The 24,514-nt window shown below is 62.6% G+C and carries 23 protein-coding genes; 22 read left to right on the top strand and 1 reads right to left on the bottom strand.

Features of this window, described 5'->3' with window-relative positions; translation table 11 throughout:
- Positions 1-29 precede the first annotated feature (29 nt).
- The 22 genes from FSY45_RS23895 (at position 30) to FSY45_RS23785 (ending at position 23,908) form a co-directional block, all read left to right on the top strand.
- On the top strand, positions 30-332 hold the full coding sequence (locus tag FSY45_RS23895) for a hypothetical protein (protein ID WP_043009141.1): 303 nt from the start codon (positions 30-32) through the stop codon (positions 330-332).
- Positions 329-940, top strand: a complete 612-nt coding sequence (locus FSY45_RS23890; protein ID WP_317628159.1) for a lysozyme — start codon at positions 329-331, stop codon at positions 938-940. Before FSY45_RS23895 ends, FSY45_RS23890 begins: the two co-directional genes overlap by 4 nt.
- On the top strand, positions 937-1,431 hold the full coding sequence (locus tag FSY45_RS23885; protein WP_046461302.1) for a hypothetical protein: 495 nt from the start codon (positions 937-939) through the stop codon (positions 1,429-1,431). Before FSY45_RS23890 ends, FSY45_RS23885 begins: the two co-directional genes overlap by 4 nt.
- Positions 1,428-1,889 (top strand): DUF2829 domain-containing protein, encoded by a 462-nt coding sequence (locus tag FSY45_RS28080; RefSeq protein ID WP_012838660.1) that lies wholly within the window; start codon positions 1,428-1,430, stop codon positions 1,887-1,889. Before FSY45_RS23885 ends, FSY45_RS28080 begins: the two co-directional genes overlap by 4 nt.
- Positions 1,890-2,019: 130 nt before the next feature.
- Entirely contained in the window at positions 2,020-2,682 is a 663-nt protein-coding gene (locus FSY45_RS23870) for a hypothetical protein (protein WP_052951074.1), read from the top strand.
- Complete coding sequence (locus FSY45_RS23865) at positions 2,672-4,120, top strand: terminase large subunit domain-containing protein (protein ID WP_046461303.1); 1,449 nt, start codon at positions 2,672-2,674, stop codon at positions 4,118-4,120. The genes FSY45_RS23870 and FSY45_RS23865 overlap by 11 nt, the downstream gene beginning before the upstream one ends.
- Positions 4,117-4,599 (top strand): hypothetical protein, encoded by a 483-nt coding sequence (locus tag FSY45_RS23860; RefSeq protein ID WP_046461304.1) that lies wholly within the window; start codon positions 4,117-4,119, stop codon positions 4,597-4,599. The genes FSY45_RS23865 and FSY45_RS23860 overlap by 4 nt, the downstream gene beginning before the upstream one ends.
- The gene (locus tag FSY45_RS23855) at positions 4,599-6,788 is read left to right on the top strand and encodes a portal protein (protein WP_052951075.1); all 2,190 of its coding nucleotides are present in this window, start codon (positions 4,599-4,601) and stop codon (positions 6,786-6,788) included. Before FSY45_RS23860 ends, FSY45_RS23855 begins: the two co-directional genes overlap by 1 nt.
- A 71-nt stretch (positions 6,789-6,859) precedes the next feature.
- Positions 6,860-7,852 carry a hypothetical protein gene (locus tag FSY45_RS23850; RefSeq protein WP_046461305.1) on the top strand — a complete coding sequence of 331 codons (993 nt, stop codon included), beginning with the start codon at positions 6,860-6,862 and terminating at the stop codon, positions 7,850-7,852.
- Positions 7,852-8,076 carry a hypothetical protein gene (locus FSY45_RS23845; protein WP_046461306.1) on the top strand — a complete coding sequence of 75 codons (225 nt, stop codon included), beginning with the start codon at positions 7,852-7,854 and terminating at the stop codon, positions 8,074-8,076. Before FSY45_RS23850 ends, FSY45_RS23845 begins: the two co-directional genes overlap by 1 nt.
- A gap of 143 nt (positions 8,077-8,219) precedes the next feature.
- Entirely contained in the window at positions 8,220-9,344 is a 1,125-nt protein-coding gene (locus FSY45_RS23840) for a N4-gp56 family major capsid protein (RefSeq protein WP_046461307.1), read from the top strand.
- A 70-nt stretch (positions 9,345-9,414) separates the two neighbouring features.
- On the top strand, positions 9,415-9,864 hold the full coding sequence (locus FSY45_RS23835) for a hypothetical protein (RefSeq protein ID WP_046461308.1): 450 nt from the start codon (positions 9,415-9,417) through the stop codon (positions 9,862-9,864).
- Between the two features lie 85 nt (positions 9,865-9,949).
- Positions 9,950-10,585, top strand: a complete 636-nt coding sequence (locus FSY45_RS23830; RefSeq protein ID WP_046461309.1) for a hypothetical protein — start codon at positions 9,950-9,952, stop codon at positions 10,583-10,585.
- Positions 10,586-10,588: 3 nt separating this feature from the next.
- Complete coding sequence (locus FSY45_RS23825; RefSeq protein WP_012838651.1) at positions 10,589-11,305, top strand: DUF6682 family protein; 717 nt, start codon at positions 10,589-10,591, stop codon at positions 11,303-11,305.
- Complete coding sequence (locus FSY45_RS23820) at positions 11,302-11,865, top strand: hypothetical protein (RefSeq protein WP_046461310.1); 564 nt, start codon at positions 11,302-11,304, stop codon at positions 11,863-11,865. Before FSY45_RS23825 ends, FSY45_RS23820 begins: the two co-directional genes overlap by 4 nt.
- A gap of 9 nt (positions 11,866-11,874) precedes the next feature.
- Positions 11,875-13,554: a hypothetical protein gene (locus tag FSY45_RS23815; protein WP_148748448.1), complete on the top strand. Its 1,680-nt coding sequence runs from the start codon at positions 11,875-11,877 to the stop codon at positions 13,552-13,554.
- Positions 13,554-20,183, top strand: a complete 6,630-nt coding sequence (locus tag FSY45_RS23810; protein WP_148748447.1) for a hypothetical protein — start codon at positions 13,554-13,556, stop codon at positions 20,181-20,183. Before FSY45_RS23815 ends, FSY45_RS23810 begins: the two co-directional genes overlap by 1 nt.
- Positions 20,184-20,406: 223 nt before the next feature.
- A complete protein-coding gene (locus FSY45_RS23805) occupies positions 20,407-21,282 on the top strand; it encodes a hypothetical protein (protein ID WP_148748446.1) in 876 nt (291 codons plus the stop codon).
- Positions 21,283-21,433: 151 nt separating this feature from the next.
- On the top strand, positions 21,434-22,123 hold the full coding sequence (locus tag FSY45_RS23800) for a DUF4376 domain-containing protein (RefSeq protein WP_046462872.1): 690 nt from the start codon (positions 21,434-21,436) through the stop codon (positions 22,121-22,123).
- Between the two features lie 29 nt (positions 22,124-22,152).
- Positions 22,153-22,404, top strand: coding sequence for a hypothetical protein (locus FSY45_RS23795; protein ID WP_046462871.1), 252 nt, complete (start codon positions 22,153-22,155; stop codon positions 22,402-22,404).
- Between the two features lie 70 nt (positions 22,405-22,474).
- The gene (locus FSY45_RS23790; RefSeq protein WP_046462870.1) at positions 22,475-23,092 is read left to right on the top strand and encodes a hypothetical protein; all 618 of its coding nucleotides are present in this window, start codon (positions 22,475-22,477) and stop codon (positions 23,090-23,092) included.
- Between the two features lie 3 nt (positions 23,093-23,095).
- Positions 23,096-23,908 carry a hypothetical protein gene (locus FSY45_RS23785; protein ID WP_046462869.1) on the top strand — a complete coding sequence of 271 codons (813 nt, stop codon included), beginning with the start codon at positions 23,096-23,098 and terminating at the stop codon, positions 23,906-23,908.
- A gap of 287 nt (positions 23,909-24,195) precedes the next feature.
- Here FSY45_RS23785 and FSY45_RS23780 read toward each other — a convergent pair whose 3' ends face one another.
- Positions 24,196-24,465 (bottom strand): Rap1a/Tai family immunity protein, encoded by a 270-nt coding sequence (locus FSY45_RS23780; protein ID WP_223305792.1) that lies wholly within the window; start codon positions 24,463-24,465, stop codon positions 24,196-24,198.
- Positions 24,466-24,514 lie beyond the last annotated feature (49 nt).

The following is a 24,514-nucleotide window of genomic DNA, read 5'->3' as shown; positions in this document are numbered from 1 at the left end:
GCAACCTCTCATACAGGAGGGGCTGCAGCATGAAGAAAATCCTTACCGCATGGCTGGGCCTGCTGGGAATTCACCAGCATCTGAGTGCAGAGCAAAAACAGGACATTGCTGGCGCTGCCTACCAGGCAACACCTGGCGCGGGCACTGCAGTGAGCTTTCGCCTTGCCGGCCTGCCGCTGAGCGACTGGCTGGTGCTTGCTTCCATTGCGTTTGTGGCGCTGCAGGCCTCTTTCCTGATCTGGAAATGGCGGCGTGACTATCTCCGTGACCAGGAGCGCCAGCGTTTGCAGCAGCGGGCCCGCGAGGCCTGCGGAAAGGACGGCGCGCCATGAGCATGCCTTCCATCCTCAAACAACGCCTGGTTCAGACCGCGCTGACCATCATGCTTTTGGGGGCTGGCGCTGCCAGCATGCTGCCACCCGGGGAGCCCCAGCCATCCGAGGCGGTGCTGCTCGCCATGGACATTGGCGCCTATTACGAGAGCAGCGGCCGACACATCGGCACGCCTTACGTGGACAAGGTGGGCAAGGGTCAGCCGCTGACTGTCTGCAATGGGGTAACGGGCCCGGAGGTCGTGGCTGGGCGCTACTACACCAAGACCGACTGCATGCGGCTTGAGCTGCCCATGTACCTGGCGGCCGAGGCTGCGGCAAAGCGCATGTTCCGCCACTGGAGCACCTACAACGTGTGGGTGCAGGCCAGCCTCATCGACATGATCTACAACCTGGGCGAGGCGCAAGTTGCCGGCAGCACGATGCGGGCCCTGGCCAATGCCGGGGATCTGGATGGTGCCTGCGCCCAGATGCCCAAATGGGTGCGCGGCACGGTCAACGGCAAGAGCGCCGTGCTGGCCGGGCTGGTGGATCGGCGCGGCACGACGGCCGAGCTTTGCTCGAGCTGGGGCCGGGATGGCCACTTCATGGCCGGGGTACTGCCATGACAGTGAGGGCAATTACTCACATCGTTGCGGCTGCTCTCGCTGGTGCCGGCGTCTGGTACTTCCAGGAGGCCCGTATAGGTGCGGACCTGGCCGACGAACGCCTGCAGGCCAGCCAGTACCGCGAGCAGATCGCTGATGAACGCACGGCCGCCGGCCGGCGCTTGCTGGCCGTGGAACGCACGGTCAACGAAAAATACCAAGGAGCCTTGAATGACGCAATCCAGAAGCAGGCCGCTTTGCAGGCTGCTGCTGATCGCGCTCGCCGTGAGCGTGACGGCCTGCGCCAGCAACTGTCCGATGCCGAGCAGCGACTTGCTGACGCTTCCCCCGCCGCCCTCATCGAGTACGCCCGAGCCCTCGGAAAAGTATTCGGACAGTGCAGCCAGCGATACACGGAGCTGGCAATCCGAGCTGATGGCCACGCAGCTGATGCGGCAACCTGCCGCGCAGCCTGGCCAGTGATCCCCCAAACCAAGGAGAACCCCCAATGAACTTCGGTGACGCCATCAAAGAATTGAAGCTGGGCAAGCGCCTGCAACGTACCGGCTGGAACGGCAAAGGCCTGTTCATCTATTTGGTTCCTGCTGCCAGCTACCCAGCGCAGACAGGTGCAGCCAAAGCACATTTTGGCGAGGGCGCGATGGTGCCCTATGCGGCTTACCTGGCCCTCAAGAACGTGGACGAGACAGTCTCCACCTGGGCGCCGAGCATCAATGACACCCTGGCCGAAGACTGGCAGGTAGTGGGTTGCACGGTCCCGCCCCACCAGCAGCGCGTGCTGGATGAGAAGCAGGAGCTGGACATCCGAATCACCAGGCTGGACGAGTTCATTCTGCGCAATGCCTTGTTCCGCCAGTTGGACCCCGAAGAGCAAGCCCGCCTGCGCCGCCAGCTCGATGTGATGCGCGAGCTGTCTGTGATTCTGGGCGAGCGCATTTCAGCTTTCTGAGCCGCACGATCCGCCTATGCCGACAGCCCGCGCGCAGGAGCCATGGCGGGCGGATCGACCCCCCTTGATGTTTTCAACGATTTGTCGTTTCATTGCCCGCGCCCAATAGAGGGCATGTAAACGACAGGACTTGAGCAAGAAGCGCGCGTCACCTGATCAAAACGCCACGACGGCCACGAAGCCCGTCTCAACACGCGCCCGTACTGCCTCATTCAAGGCCCCGGCTTCCACCAAGAAGCCGCCTGCGGCCACCAAGACCACACCCCCCAAGAAAGCAGCCAAGCCCCTGACGCCATTTCAGAAGTGGTCGTCGGGTGTTGGTGCGCTTGACCAGTTCCTGGCATTCATTCTGGAAGGCGGCCACATGGCCGATTTCTGCCGTCAGAACGAGTTTGCCTATACGACGATGCTGGACTGGATCAACGCCGACAGCTCACGCGCCGAGATGTACGCACGTGCGCGCGAGGATCGCTCGGACAAGCTGGCCGACGAAATCGTGGCGATTTCAGACGAGTGCGAATACGCACCGATCACGGACATGAGCACGGGCGAGACGATTGCCGTGGCCTTTGACAAGACGGCGGTGGCCCGCAACAAGCTGCGCGTGGATGCCCGCAAGTGGATTGCCGCCAAGCTCAAGCCCCGCGTCTATGGCGACAAGGTGCAGGTCGAGGGGACTGTCGACCACAAGGTGATGAGCGATGACGCTTTGCTGCAGCGCCTGGCAAAGCTGGGCGTCTCTGTAGCCAGCATCGTGCCGGTGGGCCCAACGGAGGGCGGCGATGCTGGCTGACTCCGTTCTGCACCTCACCCCTGAGCAGCGTATCGAGCTGGGCGGTCTGCTGGACGAGCTCGAGCGCCGCCGGCGTACTCGCATGCTCGAAACCATGTTCCCGGACGCCGGGCCATTGCGCCGTGCGCTGTATCCCCGCCATGTGGAGTTCTTCGAGCTGGGCGCGACCTGCAGCGAGCGCGTTTTCATGGCCGGCAACCGTGTGGGCAAGACCATGGCCGCCGGTACCGAGCTGGCTTATCACCTGACGGGGCGCTATCCCTGGTGGTGGGCAGGCCACCGCTTCACCAAGCCCGTGCGCGCGCTGATCTCTGGCGATACGCACGAGACAACGCGCGACATTCTGCAACTCAAGCTGTTGGGCTCCACCACGGACAAGCCGGAGAACTTCGGTACCGGCCTGATTCCTGGCGATGCGATCACGGGCATCGTGGCGCGCTCCCATGTGAAGGGCGCCGTCGAGCGCGCGATGATTCGACACGAGAGCGGGGGCGAGTCGGAGCTGTGGATGCGCAGCTATGTGCAGGGGCGCGAGATTTTCCAGGGCTTCGAGCTGGACATCTTCTGGGCGGACGAGGAATGCCCCGAGGACGTTTACGAGGAGGGCCAGGTGCGTCTGATGACGCGCGAGGGCATCTCCATGCTGACCTTCACGCCGCTTTCGGGCCTGACGGCTCTGGTGCAGCAGCTGACATCGCCCGATCCCGAGGGCAAGGTAATCGGCCGCGCGGTGGTGCAGTGCGGCTGGGACGATGTGCCCCACCTGACCGAGGAAGCCAAGGCCAAGCTGCTGTCGCGCCTGATGCCACACCAGCGTGACGCGCGGACCAAGGGCGTGCCCGCATTGGGCGCTGGCGCGATCTACCCGGTGCCCGAGAGCGACATCGTGGTGCCGGACTTCCAGATCCCCGACTTCTGGCCCAGGGCCTACGGCATGGATGTGGGTTGGAACCGCACGGCTGCCGTCTGGGGCGCGCACGACCGCGACTCGGACATTGTTTACCTCTACAGCAATCACTATCGCGGCCAGGCCGAGCCATCGGTGCATGCCGCATCGATCAAGGCGCGCGGCGATTGGATACAGGGTGCCATCGACCCGGCATCGCGCGGCCGCAGCCAGAAAGACGGCGAGCAGTTGCTGCAGAACTATGTGGATCTGGGCCTGCAGCTGGTGACGGCCAATAACGGCGTGGAAGCCGGCATTTACCAAGTCTGGGAGCGCATGAGCACGGGCCGCTTGAAGGTCTTCAAGTCCATGCACGACTGGCTCAACGAATACCGCATTTACCGGCGCGACGACAAAGGGCAGATCGTCAAGAAGGACGACCACGCCATGGACGCGACGCGCTATCTCATTGTGACGGGGCTAGGTCTGGCCACCGTCAAACCCCGTGCCGCCGGCCAAGCGCGGCGCAAACTGTCCTGGAGGGTGACATGACCTCAATTCTCGGCCCACGCGGCACTCCCATGGTTGAGCTGGGCGGCGAGCGCGCCTGGCGCCAGCGCGTTCTTGGCGATGTGGTCTGCAGCTTTCAATGGCTGGACCTGCGCGCTGCCGGCGACGAGACAGCGGACGGGGACCCTGAGCCCTGCATGGTGCTGTTCCCGGCCTTCCGCCGCATGGAGACTGGCTCCTATGTGATTCCCCAGCGCAATGCCTACGCCTATGTGGATGCCAAGGGCAACCCCACGCCGCAGTTCATCAAGACTGCGGCTCTGGCTGCCGAAACCATGGGCTTCACGATGACGGACCGCAGCAGCATCAGCCGCATGCTGGACATCATCTGCGAAGGCATGCCCGACCTGGTGGATATGCCACTGGAGCAGCCCCCCAGCCTGGAGGTCAAGCGTCACCGCCTGGGCATCGAAGTCACCGCCCGGGCCTGTGGCAAGGACCTGCATAGCGAGGTGCTGTGATGTTTGAAGTGCGCGACATTCCCACCAGCGCTCGAGCAGCAGACTCCTCGAGCAACGCCGATCAAGAGCAGCCCGCCGAGTGTGCGGCAGCCGGCAATGATGAGCTGGCGAGGCAGCGGCACACCACGCTGATGGAGCTGTTGAAGTACGAGAGCGAGCGCCAGGGTGAAGAGCGCCAGCAGATGCAGATCGACGAGGACTACCAAGACCATCTGCAGTGGAAGCCCGAGGATGCCCAGGCGCTGATGGAGCGCGGCCAGGCGCCGGTGGTCTTCAATGAAGGCCGTCAGACCATTGAATGGATCTGCGGTACCGAGAAGCGCATGCGCAAGGACTACAAGGTGCTGCCGCGTGAGCGCGACGACGAGGCCATGGCCGAGGTCAAAACCAAGCTGATCAAGTACACGGACGACGTGAACATGACCCAGTGGCACCGCAGCCGCGCCTTTCGTCAGGCAGTGACCGCGGGCTTGAGCTGGCTGGAAGAGGGGGCCAACCGCGACCCCGAGGCCGAGCTGATCTATTCCGGCTGGGAGGACTGGCGCAATGTCTACCGCGACAGCCATAGCCGCAACATCGACTACAACGTGGACGCGCGCTATCTGTTTCGCCGCCGCGTGGTGGACCTGGACTATGCCGTGGCCCTACTGCCGAGCAGCCGCGATCACCTGGTGTCTCAGGCTGGCCGCCACGACGACGTGGATCCGGACGGGATCTGGTACCTGGGCGAGCGTCTGACCAGCGCCAGCGAGACGGAATGGGGAACGGCCAGCAGCATCTACGGGGCGCGCGCGGCCTATATGTCCCGTGCAGGCTACTACGACAACAGCAGCCGCCGTTCGGTGGAGCTGCTGGAATGCTGGTACCGCATCCCTGAGCGAGTGCCGGTGTTCGCTGATGGTCCCTTTGCGGGCAAGGTGTTCAACCCAGCGGACCCGCGCCACGCCTTTGAGCAGGACCAGGGCCGCGCCCGGCTGTATGAAGCCGTCAAGTTCCGCATGCGCCTGATGCTGTGCACCAAGGACGCGCCCTGCCTGGATATGGCGAGCCCGTTCAAGCACAACCGCTTTCTGATGGTCCCAATCTGGGGCTATCGCCGCGCGCGCGATGGCTTGGCCTATGGCGCCTGGCGCGGTATGCGCGATATTCAAGACGATCTGAACAAGCGCCGCTCCAAAGCGCTATACGCCCTGAGCGTGAACCGCATCATTGCGGAAAAGGGTGCAGTGGACGACTGGGATGATTTGAGGGATGAGGCGGCGCGCCCTGACGGCATCATCATCAAGAACCCCCAGCGTGAACTGAAGTTCGACAACAACATGGGCGACTTCCAGGCCAATGTGGAGCTGGCCGCCCAAGATGCCCAGCTGATTCGCAATGCCGGCGGCGTGACCGATGAGAACCTGGGGCGCGACACCAACGCGAACAGCGGGCGCGCGATCCTGGCCAAGCAGGACCAGGGCTCGCTGACCACCAGCGAGTTCTTCGACAACCTGCTGCTGGCCATTCGCCAGGCTGGCCAGCTGCGCCTGAGCCACATCGAGCAGTTCTACACCGAGGAAAAGGTGATCCGCATCGTGGGCGAGGGTCAGCGCCCCATCGAATGGCTGACGATCAACCAGGTGGATCCTGCCACTGGTCAGATCCTCAACGACATCACAGCGCGCGAAGCGGATTTCATCGTGGATGCGCAGGACTACCGTTCCTCCATGGCCCAGGCCGCGCTGGAGCAGATGTTTGGCCTGCTGGGCCAGATTGCCACCTACGCGCCACAGGTGGTGCTGTCGGTGCTGGACCTGGTGGTGGAGTCCGCCGACATCCAGGGCAAGGAAGAGTGGGTGGCGCGCATTCGCAAGATCAACGGCCAGCGCGACCCTAGCAAGCCGCCCACACCCGAAGAGATGAAGGCCGACCAGGATGCCCAGGCCAAGCAGGCCGAAGCCGAGCAGATGGCCAGCGAAACGGCGCGCGCCCAGTTGGCCAAGATGCAGACCGAAATCCAGCTGGCGGAAGCCCAGATCAAGAAGCTGGGCGTGGACGACATCCTGAAGAAGGTCCAGACCATGCTGGCTGCGCTGGAAGGCGCCCAGATCGTGACCGCACAGCCCGGCCTCGCACCAGCAGCCGACGAAATCACCTCATCGGCCGGATTGGCTGATGACGGCATCAATTCCCCCTGCGACCGCTGACGCCACACCCATGGCGCAGCCCCAACCCCAACCACTGACCCAACCGGCACCCACCGAGTAAAGGAGCCACCATGTCCATGTTTAGCGAAGAAGACCTCGCCGGACTGAGCGAAGCAGAGCGCGAAGCACTGCGCGACCTGGCAGAAGACGACCAGGATCTGCAGCCCCCTGCGGATGATTCTGGTGAAGCCGACGCGGCTACCGCTGCTGCAGCGACCGAAGAAGACGAGAGCGCGGCTGCTGCAGGAGCCGAGAAGGCTGCCCAACAGGCAGGCGCGGCGGAAGGTGCCGCCCCTGGCGCCGACGACACTGCGGCCGGCGCGGCAGCTGGCGCCAAGGAAGAGGGCGCGGCTGACGATGGCGCGGCCGCACCAGCCCCAGCAGCGATTCAGCCCGTGTCTCCCGCCGATGCGGACGAGCAGCGCAAGACCCTGCGCGCCGAAAAGGCCACCGCTCTGCAGCAACTGCTGGATGGTGAGATTGACCAGGAGGCCTATCAGGAGGTCGAGTCCCGCGTACAGGACAAGCTGGACGACCTGGCACGCGCGGCAGCCGTGGACATGGCGCGCTCCCAGATGCAGCAAGACGCCATGATGCAGGAGTATGGCCAGCACCTGGGCGTGGCGCAGAAGGAACTGAAGGCTGCCGGCATTGACCTGGATGGCGAGGCCGGCGCGCAGTTCGACCGCGCTGTCCGCCTGTTTGCCCAAGATGCGGCAGACCGTGGCCTGACCGACACCCTGGGCAATATGGCCGCTTCCCGTGATGCCCTGGCCGAAGCCCAGGCGCTGATGCTGCGCCGCTTTGGCAAGTCTGCAACCGCGGCTCCCGCTGCAGCGCCTGCAGCTGCCGCGCCAGGTGCAGCACCAACCGCACCGCCAGTGCGCAAGCCTGCTGCTGCCGACCGTTCGGCACTGCCGCCCACGCTGGCCGGGGTTCCCGCCGCGGCCGACGCTTCGGTGGGCAGCGAGTTCGCTCACCTGGATGGCCTGGAGGGCACGGCGCTGGAAAAAGCCCTGGCCCGCATGACGCCCGATCAACAAGAACGCTACCTGGGGGCCTGATGTCCGGACGCAGACTCATACGACAGATCAAGGCAGGCGAGAGCCTGTCTTTCGACGGCGGCCGCGTGGTGGTGACGCTGCGCCAACGCACGGGCCAACGGGCTGAGTTGAGCCTGCACCTTGAAGACGACGTGGTGGTGGATAAGCCCACGCATGCGCGGGGTGACGAGCCCCGGGGCCACAAGCCCGTGTATGCGCGGCGCCACGCCCCCATGGGTACTTGATTTCCTGGAAATCAGGATTATTCTTTTTTCCTAGCTGCGGCGCCTTTGCTGGCGCCATCTTCAAGCAGCAGATTGCCGCCGGGGGCAGTTGCCCGGTTCAAGCGCAAGACGCGCTCAGTGCTCGCAAGGGCAGGAGTTGCGTTATGCGTACTTTGATCGGCGTCAACGACCCGCAAGCCGTCAAGAAGTGGGCCTCTCTGATGGCCGTGGCCATCAACAAGGAAAGCTATTGGTCCCGCAAGTTCGTGGGCAATGGCAAGGATTCGCGCCTTCCCATCCAGCGTATCGATGATCTGCAGCAGGGCGCCGGTGACGAAGTGACCGTTGACCTGCTGATGCCCATCAACCAGGAACCCGTCATCGGTGACGAAACCCTGGAAGGCAAGGAAGCGCCGCTCAAGTACTACACCGACCGTCTGCGCATCGACCAGGTGCGCGGCGGCGCGGATCTGGGCTCGCGCATGACCAAGAAGCGCACCCTGCGCGACTTGCGCAGCGATGCCAAGCGCGCGGCCACTGACTGGTGGAAGCGTCTGCAGGACGAGCTGTATTTCATCTACCTGTCCGGCTCGCGCGGCCATGGATCGGGCTTTGTCTGGTCGGCCAACAATCCATTCTTCGACATCAACCCGCTGACGGCGCCCGATAGCCAGCACATCCTGTTTGGCGGCGCGGCCACATCCAAGGCCTCACTGACGGCGGGCGACACCTTCAAGCTGCGCCTGATCGACAAGGCCGTGGCAAAGGCTGAAACCATGGGCGGCGACGGTACCGACGAGCTGTCGATGATTCCCGTCTCCATCGAGGGCGGCAGCCACTACATCTGCCTGATGCACACCTACCAGGCCGACGCGATGCGCCAGGACGCGGGCACCGGTGGCTGGCTGGACATCCAGAAGGCCGCCGCGGCAGCCGAGGGCAACAAGAACCCCATCTTCCAGGGCACGCTGGGCATGTACAACGATGTGGTGCTGCACAAGCACCGCAACGTGATCCGCTTCAACGACTACGGCGCGGGTGGCAATGTAAACGCCGCGCGCGCGCTGTTCCTGGGCGCTCAGGCCGCGCTGATCGCTTACGGCGACAACGAAACCGGCACGCGCTTCCGCTGGACCGAAGTACAGAAGGACCACGAAAACAGCGTTGCCATCGGCACCCACGCGATCATGGGCGTGAAGAAGGCCACCTACAAGTCCAAGGACGGCAACGTCCAACGCGACTTCGGCGTGATGGCTCTGGACACCGCCAGCACCGACCCCAATGCCTGATGAGCCCGCGGCCCGCGCCGTGGGCCGTGGCTTCACCAGCCCTTTCCCTCATCAGACATAGGAGCTTCAAATGCCCAAATATCAATCCGATGTTGCGACCGGCAAGAAGGCTGTGCCGCAACCCTTCGACGCCAGCGTGCTGACGGTGGCCGTGGACCTGACACTGCCCAGCGTTGCTCTGGCCGCCAACGATCTGCTGGAGCTGCTGGACATTCCCCCCAAAGTGCAATTGGTGGCGGTGGACGTGCTGGCGCCCCAGCTGGACAGCAACGCGGCTCCCACGCTGGCGTTCTCGCTGGGCGTGATCAATGCAGCCGGCACGGACCTGGCCACGGTCTACGACACCGGCCTCAAGCCAGGCTCGGCCGCTGCAGGCTCCGTTGCCACGGCCAACTCGGCTGCACTGGCATTCGCCAACCGCGACACCGCGCGCAAGTTGGGCCTGAAGGTGACCACAGCGGCCGCGACTTCTGCTACCGCCGGCAAGCAAGTGCTGGCACTGGTCCGCATGCGTTATTGAGCCGCGCAGCCCCAGGCAATGAGTGTGTAAAGGGGCTGCGCCGTGCGCGCGGCCCTTTCTTTATTGAACCGGCAAGGAGTGCCACATGACCGCCATCCACGCATACCGCCGCAAGGATTCCACAACCGTGGAGCTCTACGGCCAATCCATTCAGTTCAAGCCCAACGACAAGAAGGACGTGGTGGCCGAGGTGCTGCACGAAAAAGCCGCCGCGCGACTGCTGTCCATCACCGAGGCCTATCGTTTGTATGAGCCTGTCGAGCAGGGCGGCACTGTCGCCCAGCAGCTGACGGCCAGCATTGGCTCGACCACGCCCACAGACGCCGAGGAGCTGCAGAAGGTGGTGGCCGACCAAACCAGCCAGATTGAAGCTTTGAAGCGTCAGGTGCAGGAGCTGAATCAAGCAGCTGCTGCCTCCGCCTCTGTCTCTGCAGATTCAGCCACTGCTGATGGTGCCAAGGGTGGCGAGGAAGCCGACAAGCCTTTGGAGCAGGCCTCCGGCGAGGGCCAAAGCACCGGTACAGATGAGAGCGCCAGCGAGTCGCCCTATGTGTTTGCCAACGAAGCGGGCGAAGCCATCGACATCAGCGAATGGACGGCAGCGCAGATCCGCACGTTTGCCGAGTCCAACGAAATCAACTTGCCCAAGGGCAATAGCGTGAAGGTGGGCGAGCTGCGCGACCTGCTGGCGGCCGCCCTGCGCGCTGACTCCAAGGAGTAATCCATGCCCATTGCAGCCAAGGATGTGATTCAGCGCGGCGTGGTGACCACCCAGGACACCACCTCTATCCGCTGGCCTGTGGGCGAGTGGGTGCGCTACCTCAACGATGGCCAGCGTGAAATCATGCTGCACCGCCCCGATGCCTTCAACAAGAGCGCGGTCATCGATTGCGTGGCGGGTACCAAGCAGGCTCTGCCGGCCGATGGCGCCAAGCTGATTGATGTGCAGCGCAATTCCACAGTTACCAGCAAGCGCGCCGTGCGCATCTGCAGCCGCGAGATTCTGGATGCGCAGATGCCCAACTGGCACAACATCGCCGGCGCGGCGGAGATCGTGCATTTCATGTACGACCCGCGCGAGCCCAAGGCGTTCTGGGTGTACCCGCCCGCGACGATTGCGGCCAAGCTGGAGATCAATTATTCGGCCACGCCCACGGATATTGCAGAGCCAGCTGCCGGCTCCGAATACACCGCGGTGGTGGGCAACATCTCGGTGGCGGACATCTACGCCAATGCGCTGCTGGATTACATGCTGTACCGCGGCTATCTGAAGGATGCCGACTATGCCGGCAATGCGGCGCGCGCCCAGGCGCACTACGCGGCATTTGCGACGGCGCTGGGCATCGAGCTGAAGGCGACGCTGTCGGCCGCTCCCGTGTCGGTAGGTAATCCGAACTTCCGCCAGGGCAGCAGTGCCGCGACGGTGCCGGTGGGCCAATGATGCGCGATTGGGCGGACTTCTTCCCCGACGTGCTGCCCGCTGTGGAGCTGGGCACGCCTGAGCCGACTGTGGTGCACCAGCTGCGCCGTGCGGCCCAGGACTTCTGCCACCGCACGCGCGCCTGGCGCACGACGCTGGAGCCGATCACCACAGAGGATGGTCAGTCTGAATATGCCATTCCGCTGCCTGAGCAGACCGCTTTGGTGCGGGTGGAGGGCGCAGAGCTGTCGGGGCATGGTTCCCTGGTTCTGTGGCGCCAGGGTCAGGGAGACGGCCAGTACCTGATGACACCAGACGCGCGCAGGGTGGTGCTGCACCGCCCTGTGGCCGCCGATCTGGCCTTGGTGCTGGATGTGACGCTCAAACCGAGCGATATGTCCATGGGCATCGACGACGCGGTGTTTGATCAATACAGCGAAGTGATTGCTCTCGGCGCCGTGGCGCGCCTGCGAGGGGACGCCGTGTTGCGCGGCGACTTCAACACGCGCTGCGAAACCATCAATGTCGAGGTGTGGCGTGGTCGGGCTGCGGTGCGGCCGCGCGTGCGCCCGTATTTCTGAGGGGTGGTGATGAAGGTTACGGTTTCTGGTTTCTCTGGCGCCGTGAATGCGCCGCACCCCAAGCTGCTGCCGGAGGCGGTGGGCACGGTTTCGTGGAACCAGAAGCCGGGCCGCGGCGACTTCCGGCCCTGGCGCGATCCGCAGGATGTGGCGACAGTGCCCGCCGGCAGAAAGACAATTTACCGCTTTGGCCGCGATGTGGCCGAGGATGGCCGCTACTGGATGTCCTGGACGGGCATTGTGCACGCCGTGCGCGGCATGGTGGCCGATGACACGACGGAGCGCACCTATTACACCGGTGACGGTTTCCCGAAATGGACGGACAACACGATTGCGCTGGCTGGGGGAACCTATCCGGCGGCCTGGCGCAAGCTGGGGGTCCCTGCACCCATTTCCGGGCCCACGGTGGCGGCTTCAGGCGGCAGCAGCACGGACACCGAGGTGCGCTACTACGTCTACACCTATGTGACGGACAAGGGCGAGGAGAGCGCGCCCGGGCCAGTATCGGCCGCACTGACAGTGCCAACCGACGCGACCGTCAATATCTCGGCCATTCAGGCGCCGCCGGCTGGCGCCTTCACGATCAACCGGGCGCGGATCTACCGCACGCAGACCGGAACAACGGGCACCGCTGAATTCTTCTTCTTGCGCGAGATTGCTGCAGGCGTTGCCAGCACCACCGACGATGGGCGCACCTTGGGCGAGGTGCTGGAGACTATGACTTGGCTGGAGCCTCCGCAGGATCTGTCGTACCTGACGGCCATGTGGAACGGGATGATGGCGGGCATCAGCGGAAATGCCGTGCGCTATTGCGAGGCCTACAAGCCTTATGCCTGGCCCATGGCCTATGAGACTTTGCCGCCCGATGCCAAGCCGCTGGCGCTGGCCACCTTCGGGCAGCGGCTGCTGGTGCTGACCACGGCCGATCCGGTGCTGGTGGCCGGAACCTCGCCCGATAGCCTGGACGAGCAGCCGCTGGAGGTGGGCCAGGCCTGCCTCGCGCCGCAGGCGGTGGTGAGCTTCGGCCATGGTGTGGCCTGGCCGGCCCCCGACGGCCTGGCCTACTACGGGGCGGGCGGTGCCAAGCTGATCACTGCCGGGCTGCTGACGCGCGATGACTGGCTGGCCATGAAGCCAGCGGGCATGGTGGCGGGCCTGTACGAGGGTCTGTTTCTGGGCTTTTATACCGACGCCGGCGGTGTGCGGCGCGGCTTTCTGGTGGACCCGGTCAATCCCACGGGTATCTTCTATCTTGAAAAAGGCTATGACGCGCTCTACCTGGACCGGCTGCAGGATGCGCTGTATGTGCTCGATGGAACCAAGGTGCGCAAATGGGATGCCGGCGCGGCTTTGATGAGCGCGCGCTTTGTGTCCAAGGTGTTTGCCATGCCGGCTCCGGCGAGCTTTGGCTGGTGCAAGGTGGTGGCGGATGGCTACCCGGTGACGGTCAAACTCAATGCCCTGGAGCTGAGTGCGCGCGAGGTGGCGGCCCACATTGCGACCTTCGGCTCGCGCTGTGTGGCGGTGACTTCCGGCAATAGCAGCGGGGTGCAGTTCACGTTGTCGGCGCCCGGGCCCGAAGCCTTCCGCTTGCCGCCCATTCCTGCGCGCTCCTGGCAGATAGATCTGTCTGGCCAGCAGGCGGTGCAGGGCGTGGCCCTGGCCCAGGCCGTGGAGGAGCTGCGCTGATGGCAACGACTCCCCGCAAGGATTTGCCCGGTACCAACGCTCCGAACTGGAGCCAGCGCGTGACCGAGGAGCTGCGCGTGCTGATGGGGCGCGGCGGCAATGGCCGGGCCCTGACGGCCAAGGACTTGATTGATTCCGGGATTGCCAAGCCTGGAGCGGGTGGTGGCCTGGTGCCCGGCGTGCCGGGAGGGGGCGACATCGAGCCGGATCTGACGCCACCACCGGTGCCCACGGGGTTTGCGGTGACGGCAGGCCTGACCACGGTATTTGTGGAGCACGATGCCCCCGGCTATACGCAGGGGCACGGCCATGACCGGACGGTGGTCTATGGGGTTCTGCAGACGGGCAGCACCGCGCCGACGTTTGACCAGGCCGTGGTGCTATTCCAGTTCCAGGGCACCATCGGTGCCTATCCTGCAGCGCTGGGAACGCGCTACCGGCTGTGGATCAAGTGGCAGTCCAAGGATGGCGTGCAGTCGGTGTCCCCTGCCGGCGGCATTAACGGCCTGGATGTGCAGACGGGCAAGATCGGCAACAACGACCTGGGCCCGCTGATCGTCGAGGCCGGCAATCTGGCCAATGGCTCTGTGAGTGCGAGCAAGCTGGCTGCGCAGGCCGTGGATGCGACCAAGTTTGCGAATGGCATCGAGCCCGTATCTGTGAGCACGGCGGCCACGCTGCCCACGGTCAAGAGCACCAGCACCATCGTCTGGCAGGGCAAGCTGTACCGCTGGGATGGCAGCAAATACACGGCGGCCGTGCCTACCGTGGACCTGACGGGCACCATCATCGCCAGCCAGATCGCGGCCGGCGCGGTGGATGTGACCAAGTTTGCATCGGGCATCGAGCCGGTGACCAATAGCGCGGCGGCCAGTCTGCCCACGGCCAAGACCACGAACGTGATCACCTGGCAGGGCAAGCTCTACCGCTGGGACGGCAGCAAATACACGGCCGAGGTGGCCGTGGTGGACCTGTCTGGGCAGATTGACGCGGCCAAGCTGGCGGACAACGCGGTGACGGTGAGCAAGATTGCGGCCGGGGCGGTCGAAGCCGGCAAGCTGGCCACGGGCGCGGTGACTGCCGACAAGATTGCGGCCGCGGCGGTTGACGCGACCAAATTCGCATCCGGCATCGAGCCCGTGACCAACAGCGCGGCGGCCAGTCTGCCCACGGTGAAGTCCACCACGGTCATCACTTGGCAGGGCAAGCTGTACCGCTGGGACGGCACTAAGTACTCGGCCGAGGTTGCGGTGGTGGATCTGACGGGGCAGATCGACTCTGCCAAGCTGGCCGACAACGCGGTGACGGTGAGCAAGATTGCCGCTGGTGCTGTGGATGCGGGAAAGCTGGCATCGGGGGCGGTGACCACGGACAAGATTGCTGCTGCAGCGGTGGATACGACCAAGTTTGCAAGCGGCATCGAGCCGGTGACCAACAGCACGGCAGGCACGTTGCCGACTGTGAAGTCCACGACGGCGATCACCTGGCAGGGCAAGCTGTACCGTTGGGACGGCGCCAAGTACACGGCGGCGGTACCGACCACGGACCTGACAGGCACTGTCATTGCCAGCCAGATCGCGGCCGGTGCAGTGGATGCGACCAAGTTTGCATCAGGCATTGAGCCGGTGACCAACAGCACTGCAGGCACGCTGCCGACGGTGAAGTCCACCACGGTCATCACCTGGCAGGGCAAGCTCTACCGCTGGGATGGCAGCAAGTACTCGGCCGAGGTGGCCGTGGGCGATATGGTCGGCCAGATCGCGGCCACCCAGATTGCCGACAACGCGATTACCACGCCGAAGCTGGCAGCAAATTCCGTGGCCGCTGGCAAGATCGCTGCCAATGCGGTGACAGCCAATACTGTCGCGGCAGACGCAATTACCGCAGGGAAGATCGCGGCTGGTGCGGTGAACACCCGTGAGCTGGCCGCAGGGTCGGTTACCGCAGGCAAGTTGGTCGTAACGGCTACCGACGCTGTGAACGTCGATCCGTTCTTCCAGGACGCTGACATGTGGGCCAACGCCAACTTTACGCGCAAGACCGTGGAAGGCGCTCCAGGCCCTAACGTACTTGCGGCGACTATCGCAACAAGTATGCAGGTTCCTGCGGCGTACAGGACGCCCATCGACACCAGCAAGACGTACCTGTTTGAGACTTGGTTTATCGCAACGGCTGCGCAGACAAACCGTGCTTTCGCATCAATCCGGTTCTATGACGTCAACGGCGTGCTGCTTACTGGAGCCGACGCGCCTAACCCTGGCGCGGGCTGGCCTGGGACAAACGCATCCGCCGGTAACTTCTACTTCCCGGCAGTCGGCGCGGTAACGCCTACGACCTGGACGCGCACGGCTCTGACAGTCGGCCCCAACGGTGTTGCCCAGTTCCCTGCTAAGGCGGCTTACTTTACCGCTGGTGCGTACCTGAACTACGGGAGCGTAGCTCCCATCGTAGAGTCCCAGTGGGGAGGCTTCCGCGTCACTGAGATGGCTCGTGGTGAGCTGATCGTCGACGGTGCTGTAACGGCAAACGCCATCGCAGCTGGGGCAGTGACTGCAGGCAAGATCGCAGCCAACGCCGTGACAGCGAACGAGATCGCCGCTAACGCGATCACGACAGCGAAGATCCAGGCCGGTGCGGTGACGACTGCAGAACTTGCTGCAGGCGCTGTTACAGCCTCGAAGATGGTCATCACCGATCCTTCGACACTGGTGCCTGACGCAGACTACAGCGACGCCCTTATGTGGGCAGGCGGGCAGGGCGGCACGATCAACATCGTCACTACGTCCAACCGCGAATACAACACACTCGACAACCGTGCTCTGCAGTTGAACCGTGTGCAGACCGGTACGGACTGGGATTCCGCTTTCAGCTCTAAGTTCTCCCTCCGCGAGAACACAGGCTACCGAATCCGCACTACGGTCTACGTCCCTGCAGCCTGCACATTCAAGGTGCGACTCCTGACGTATGACTCTGCAAACGCATCGGGAGCCTACAAGGACATCGACGTGGTTGCCACTGGGGCAGGCTGGCACTCTGTAGAGGATACTTTCACGTCTCCAGGTAACGCGGCAGGTGCCCGTGCGCTCGTCTACATTCACGAAGCGAGTACCGCAGCCTACTTGCGCATGGGTAAGTTCTATGTGCAGGAGCGGACGACGGCCTCTCTGATCGTTGACGGAACTATCACCGCTGCGAAGATTGCAGCGAAGACGATCACCGCTGCAGAAATCGCTGCAGGAACGATCACGGCTGCGGAGCTGGGCGCGAACTCTGTGACGGCCGGCAAGATCGCTGCAGGCACGGTGACGGCTAACGAGCTTGCGACCAACTCAGTCACTGCGATCAAGGTTGCGGCGGGCGCGATTACGGCTGGCAAGATTGCAGCTAACGCGGTAACAGCGAATGAAATTGCCGCGAATGCGGTGACGACTGCGAAGATCGCAGCTGGTGCCGTAACAGCTACGGAAATCGCTGCACGAGCTATCACAGCTGACAAGCTTGTGATTGGCTCGTCTGCGAACATGCTGGCTGATGGCGACTTCGCATACCTTGGAGCGGGGTGGCTCGACCCTGTAGGCGGTACAACGGCGTTCGTTTCTGTGGCTGACGGCCCCGGAGCAGTGGCGACCAACGTTTTGCGTTTGACCCCTACGTCTACAAACGCCAGCGCCTACAACCGTGACTGGGCGCTGTCCCAGCCTGTAAAACCAGGCACGACTGTGCGTCTGAGCTTCACCGCACGTAAGTTGTCTGGCACTTCTGGCCTGTCCCGTGTTGAGTTCGTGCTGCAAGGGCCTGGAAAGCCTACGGTCTACCGTCAACCAGCCTCGTCATTGAACCACTCCACCGCTGCGACAGGTGTATGGACTGACTTTACAGGGACATACACCGTCGAAGCAGGCTATACCACTATGGGTGTGCGTGTTCAAGGCAACGGGAACGGCGCTGTGGCGGAGTTTGCAGCTGTAAGCCTTGTAATGATGGCCACGGGTGAGCTGATCGTTGACGGCGCTGTTACTGCTGACAAGATCGCAGCGAAGACGATTACTGCTGCGGAAATCGCTGCAGGCACGATCACGGCTTCGGAAATCGCTGCGGGAACGATCACGGCTGGAAACATCGCAGCAGGCGCGATCACGGCCAACGAACTTGCTACGAATTCGGTCACGGCGATCAAGATCGCAGCGGGAGCAGTGACAGCCGGCAAGATTGCTGCGAATGCCGTGACGGCAAATGAGATCGCGGCCAACGCCATCACTACTGCGAAGATCGCTGCCGGTGCTGTGTCGGCTACAGAACTTGCTGCAGGCTCCGTGCTGGCGTCTAAGCTGGTGGTGTCCGATACCTCGACGATGGTGCCTGACGCAGAGTACCAGGACGCCACCATGTGGACTGGTCTAATGGGCGGAAGCGTAAACATACGCCAAAACGAGCCTAACGCCCTTGCAGGCACAGTCAGCAAGTGTGTTCTGCAGATCAATCGACTGAACTCTGGAGGAAGTGGAGCTTACGACGGAGGGTCTTCGAGCACATTTGCCGTAACGCCTCTTACGGACTATGTGTGGCGAGTAGCAATCTACTCCCCACAGGCTTGCAACCTACGAATCCGCGTAATGTTCTATACACCAGCTGGTGCTGGTAGGGCAGTAGACACAGACTACACATACGCATCAGGCGCGTGGGTGTCTCATGAGGTGAAGGCTCGGTCTGCGGCAGGAGAGTCTTACGCGCAGCTTCAAGTATTCATTCGAGAAGACAGCACGACGACGCTGGTTTACGTCGGCAAGATGCGCTTCCAAGAAGCCGCTGCTGGCGCTCTGATCGTTGACGGCGCGATCATTGCGGCGAAACTTGCTACCGGCGCTGTGACCGCTAACGCTATCGCTGCGAACTCGGTGACGACCAATGCGATTGCAGCAAATGCAGTGACAGCCAACGAGATCGCGGCGAATGCGGTGACGACGGCAAAGATCGCAGCGGGTGCCGTTTCTGCAGACCAGATCGCGGCGAACGCTATTACGGTGAAGCAGTTGACGGTGATGGACTACTCCAACATCATCCTTGACCCCTACATGCAGGATACGTCGAGCTGGGCGGCATTCCATGCGAATTACATCGCAGTGGACGCCACCACGGCCGGGGTGCCAGCAGGGATGCCGGCAAAGTCAGGACGTCGTATTCAACGCGGCGTAGGCGCAGCCTGCACTACACGTAACACCCAGATCAGTGGAGGCGACACTTACTACCTGTCTGCTTGGGTGGCTGCAGACAAGTTGTCTGGCTTCACATTCCGACTGCAGCTTCAGTGCTTCGCTAACAATGGCACAGAAGGCGGTGCTGACGGTACACACATCGAGTACCTGACAGCCGTAACACTTGCGAACCCCGACGCGGTTAACACCTGGCAGAAGATTGAGGGCTTCGTCACTGTCCCGGTTAACGCTGCGACGCCTCGAGCATTTGGACGCCTGCGGGTAGTGGTTGAGAGCGGTACTGCAGATGCGACAGCTAACTGGTTTGTTACGGGCATAATGTTCCGCCGCGCAGCCTCCGCCAACCTGATCGTTGATGGCGCTATCACTGCATCCAAGATTGCGGCCAACGCCATTGCTGTAGGTTCTGCTGCCATCCAGGACGGCGCGATTGTCAATGCGATGATCGGCAACCTGTCTGCGGACAAAATCACCGCCGGCACCTTGAACGCTGCGCGGATCGCGGCCGGGACAATCAGCTCTTCGCACCTTGCTGCGAACTCTGTCATTGCCGGCAAGATCGCGGCCAACGCCGTGACAGCCGGCACTATCGCTGCTAACGCTGTGACCGCCACTCAGATCGCGGCTGGAGCCATCACCGTCGACAAACTTGCCGCAGGCTCTATTACTGCTGAGAAGCTGTCGGTAGGTATCGGTGGCAATCTGTGTCCTGACCCGATGTTCACGCCGGGACTTGCTTTCTGGCAATACACCATCTCGCACTCGCAGTACGGTAACGGCGCTCGCGGCGTGAACATGAACTTCGACTACACAGTGCCAGGAACCCCGACTCTGTTCTTGGAAGACCTGACTCTTTACGGGCAAGGTCAACCTCTCGGAACGTACCGGAAGGGGTTCGTGTCTGCACCTATCAGCGTCATCGCTGGTGAGCGATACGAAGCAAGTGTCTACGCTGCGTTCCACCGCTGCCACGGAGAGATGTACCTTGAGTTCTTCGACGCTAACGGGACATGGGTAGGCGGTGGTGGGTTCGGAGTCATTACTGACCAGCCTTCCGGTGGCCGTTCTCTAGCAAACTTCCGCCGCACTGGAGGATTCGTAACCGCACCTGCGGGAGCAATCACTGCTCGGATCACCATCCTCTCCGGCGCGCAGATGGCAGGTACTTCATGGTCTAACTACATGTTCCTTGCGCGCCCGTTTGTCGGTCGAGCAAGCGCACTGCAGACAGAGCTGTCGCCCTGGTCGCCAAGCTCCAATACCAGCATCCTGCCCGACGGCATCACTACTCCGTCTATCTCCGCACTGGCCGGCAAGTTCGGTGACATCGAAATTCGTCCTACTGCCGGGGCATCTGGCTGCATCCGCGTTTACGACTCGAATGGAACATTACGTGTTCGATTGGGGGTGTGGTGATGCAGTGCGCGAAGAACACCAGTATTTGAGGACGAAGAAATGCCGCAAGGGATTCAGGTATTCAACGCTGACGGAACGCCTCGTGTGGATACATCCACTCGATTGTCGAGGGTCATAGCAATCATTTACGTGGGCGGCGGTTCGTCTGGTTCATACACCAACGCCGGGTTTCTCACGGGAACACCATTCGGCTTATTTATTCCAGCTTCAGGAGGCGCTCACTATGTATCCATATCTTTCTCGGGCTCTACGCTCTATTGGGCAAAAACCCAAAATGCATATCCAACGACTGGCAACATCGTTGCTTTTGTCTATTAGCTTAGCGGCCTGCGGCGGAGGTGCTGGCGGTGGCGAATCTGCAGAGCAGGAACCGCCTCACTCAGTTCCCGCCACCTCCCAGGTCGCTTACAACAAGGACAATTACATGCCCGCAGGCTTTCAAGTCATCAATGACAGCGGTGTGATCCAGATCGACCAGGATTACTTCAACTATTCCATGGTCGCCAAGGGTTCGCTGGCTGTGAACGGTGGTGGTGCAAACATCTCCGTGGGCGGGTCTGTCGCTCCAGTCCTGTGCTTCAGGCCCACGGGAGCAGCCGTGGGCATCATGGGCTTCACGTTCAATGCCGGCGGCACTTCGGTGTGGAATTTGCGGGCCTCGGTGCAACCGAATCTGACAGCCTCTGTGGACTGGTGGGTGTTCGATGCTGAAAGGGCCGTTTCCGACACTGGCCCTGGGCTGAGCGTCTATGACGGTTCTGGAAATGTCGTTTACAACAGCAACACCCCAGAAATGCGGGTCGCAGGGGTCGCGTCCACGCCTGCTTTCGCTGGCGGTGATGGCTGGCCCCCTTCCCACAATCTCGGCTATTGGCCCGGGAAGGCTGTCTGCATTGGGCAGTCGAAGTTCTACTTCGTCAATTCGGGTTCGGATGCAGCGCCCTATCTCGCGGTGCTGGAGGCGGTCAAATTCAGCGGAGACACGCTGATTACTGAAAACATCATTGTTGGAACCGGACCAATTCTCGGCCCTGGAAGCGTCTACCCCGTGAACGGGACCGCCAGCAATTTCTTGCTCGCGGATATTGCTGGTCTGTGAACTCGAGTCAAGGCGACCGACAAAACGACCACCCTGGCGAATTCACGAAGTTCCCAACTGATGCCGTCTCCATGTCCTTGGGCGACGGGTCAATTATTCAAAGTGACGGATTTATTTGATTTCAAACGGCCACAGGCCATAGGGGGTAAATATGACAGTTCTGAAGGTTGTGAATACCAACAACGGCATGGCCGGAGCCCATCGGGTGGTCAAGGCCGAAATCGCTGACGGGAAGCTGCAGCTGCAGGTGCATATGTACCTGACAGCCGAGGACGCGGCCAACAATCAAAACCTGCGCTGGCAGGAGTACCCGGTGCTGCCTTTGGCCGCACTGGATGTGCAGGACCCCTGGGGCTCGCTCGAGCGTGGCCTGGTGGCGCAGGTGGATGGCGTGCTGGAGGGCGGCACCTTTGTGGCAGATGTGGCGGCCGATGATCTTGGCACGGCCAGGGCTTTGAAGTGGGCAGAAATCAAGGCCATCCGCGACCAGCTGGAATCCGGAGGCTTCGAGCTGGCCGCCGTGGGGCGCTTCGACAGCGATGCAGAGAGCCGCGCTCGCATCGTGGGCGCATCCATGGCTGCCAAGATCGCGCGCGATGCTGGCCAGCCCTATTCCATCAACTGGACCCTGGCGAACAACACCACGGTGGAGCTCGATGCAGACGCGGTGATCAATGTGGGCTTTGCCCTGCTGGCCCATGTGGACGGTATTCACCAGCGCAGCCGCGCCCTGTATGCCGAGATCCAGGCCGCAGAGGATGCCCAGGCCGTGGCATCCATCAGCTGGACGGCACCCGCGCCTGAACCAACACCAGAGCAAGACGAGCCCGTCGTAGCCTGAGCAACCCATCACCAAACAGAGGAACCACCATGACAGTAGACGCCATCAACCCCCGCCTGAATGAAGTCCTGCAGAGCAACGTCGGCAACAAGCTGACCGCCGAGCTGTCGGCAGGAATCGTTGGAACGATCCAGCAGCTGATGAACAGCATCGCCCAGGAGGCTTTTGCAGCTGGCCAGGCATCCGAGCGCGAAAAGGCTGCGGTGGTTGCCGCGGCCGCGCCGGCAGTGCCGGCTGATGCCGCCGGCGTGACGGATGTAGAGGCAAAGCCCGTCTCCTGATACCCCCTTGAATCTTGGGCAGGGCCGTCGTTTCATGTGCCCTGCCAGATTCGCTGGCGCTGGAGAGCATATGCGTGGATTGCTTGCTGTGGCCCTAGCCAAACGTATCGGACAGCCCTTGACCGTCGAGGTGGCGCGCGAGGTCGTGGCCGAATGTCTGCCGGATTTGGCCGTGGGCCCGGTGGCCGTGGAGCGGCGCGGCGACCTGGTGTTTCAGGCCGAGCAGTTGGGGCCGGATCCGGCCGCCGGCGAGCTGGCCGCCCAGCGCCTGCGCTTCCTCGAGGAAACCTTGCCACCTGGCGTACCGGCTCATGTGCAGTGGGATGAATTGCGCCAGATTGAGCGCTCCGGCCAGTTGCTGATTCTGACTGTGCGCCGAGATAGCCAGCTGCTGGGCAGCGTGTGGCTGAACCTGTATCAGGACTTGAATACCGGGGCGCCAGTGGCATGTGACGACATGCTGTTTATGGAGCAGGGCGCGCGCGGCGGAATGGTGGTGGTGCACCTGTGGCGCTATGCCGAGCGGGTGCTGGCGCAGCTGGGGCGCGTGCAGATGAGCTGCCATTCGCGCGAGGCCAACAATGCCGGCCGCCTGGCGCGGTTTGTGGGTGGACAGATCACCCACACGGGATTCTCGAAACGAATTGGCTGCGGCCAGGAGCGGGCGCAGCGCGCCGGAAAGGACTGAGCAATGGGAAAGAGCACCAAAGTCGATACCAGCGGGCAAAATGCGGCCGCGCTGATGCAGGCGCAGCTTTCCAAAGAACAATTGGAATGGGCGAAGCAGATCTACGGCGAAACATCCTATGAACGCGCGGCGGCTACTGCAGTGGCCGACCAGGTATCGCGCTCGCAGCTGGAAGCCCAGAACCTGCAGAACAAGGTGGCCCAGGCGGGCTATGAGGACTACACCAGCACCTATCGACCGCTCGAGCAGAAGCTGGTGGCCGATGCCCAGGCCTATGACACCCCAGAGCGCCGCGCGGCCGAGGCTGCCAGCGCGAGCGCCGATGTGGAAACCAGTATCGCGGCCCAGCGCGGCTCCACGATGCGCGCGATGGAGCGCTCGGGTGTGAACCCCGCCAGCGGCAAGGTGATGGCCATGGCCGGAGCGTTGGACATTGGCGCGGCCAAGGCCAAGGCCGGCGCGGCGAATACCGCCATGAAAACCGTGGAGCAGCAGGGCTATGCGCGGCGCATGGACGCGGCAAGCCTGGGCCGCAATATTGCCAGTGCGCAGGGAACCAATGCCTCTATCGCTTCGCAAATAGGTGCGGGCGCTGTCGGCAGCGCCAATGCTGGACTGGGCGCGGCTACGAGCGGGCAGGGGATTTTGAATTCGGGATACGCAGGCGCCCAGGCCGGGCTGGCTGGGTCTGCGAATACCTATAGCCAGATCAATCAGAACCGGATCGCGGCCAATTCCTCGAGCAATTCGCTGTGGGGCGGTCTGGGGAGCGCGGCAGGGATGCTGGGGGCCGCCGGCATCAAACAGTGGGGTTAATCAGTTCACACAGTCGTAAACGAAATTGCTTGAGTTTGGGGTAGGGCTCTGGACGAGGCGAGCATGTAGCTGATGCTTGCTGCATTCTTGCTCTGCGAGATTCTGAGCCTCCTGGACTCGTGCATCGCCTGCCCGAACCACTACGGTGCGCGGGCTGCTGCTAATGACTCTTGGCCCAATGGCACAGCCTGTCAAAACTGCAATGGTCACGCAAGTCACTGTGATCTGAAAAGCTCTCATCTCGCTCATTCTTCCTTTTTCAAGGAATGTAGCAGAGCGGTTGCGATCTATCTTGGCTTGCAGGGGAAGACATCTTGCAACGCCACTGCGACCAGAGGGTTGGCATTCATGTGCCTAAGCTGCGGCTTGGTGTCAAGCACCATATAAATGATGTCCAAGATTTGGCCGCGTGTGACGCCACCTAGTATGCAGATGATTTCGGAAGACGCCAGTGTTTCGGAAACACCTAAAACGTACCCGCGAGCAATATTGGCCTGTTGGCGGTCCGACGCGATACCCGCTTGAGATTTCTTCGTTTCCGAGAGCCACTGATGCAGCTCATTCCCGGTGATCTGCTGCGCATGCAGATGTGGTCCACAGCAGAGC

Source organism: Comamonas sp. Z1 (assembly GCF_008121555.1).
Classification (GTDB): Bacteria; Pseudomonadota; Gammaproteobacteria; order Burkholderiales; family Burkholderiaceae_C; genus Comamonas; species Comamonas thiooxydans.
Note: the sequence above shows the minus strand (reverse complement) of the source record. Positions and strands in the feature narration are given on the sequence as shown.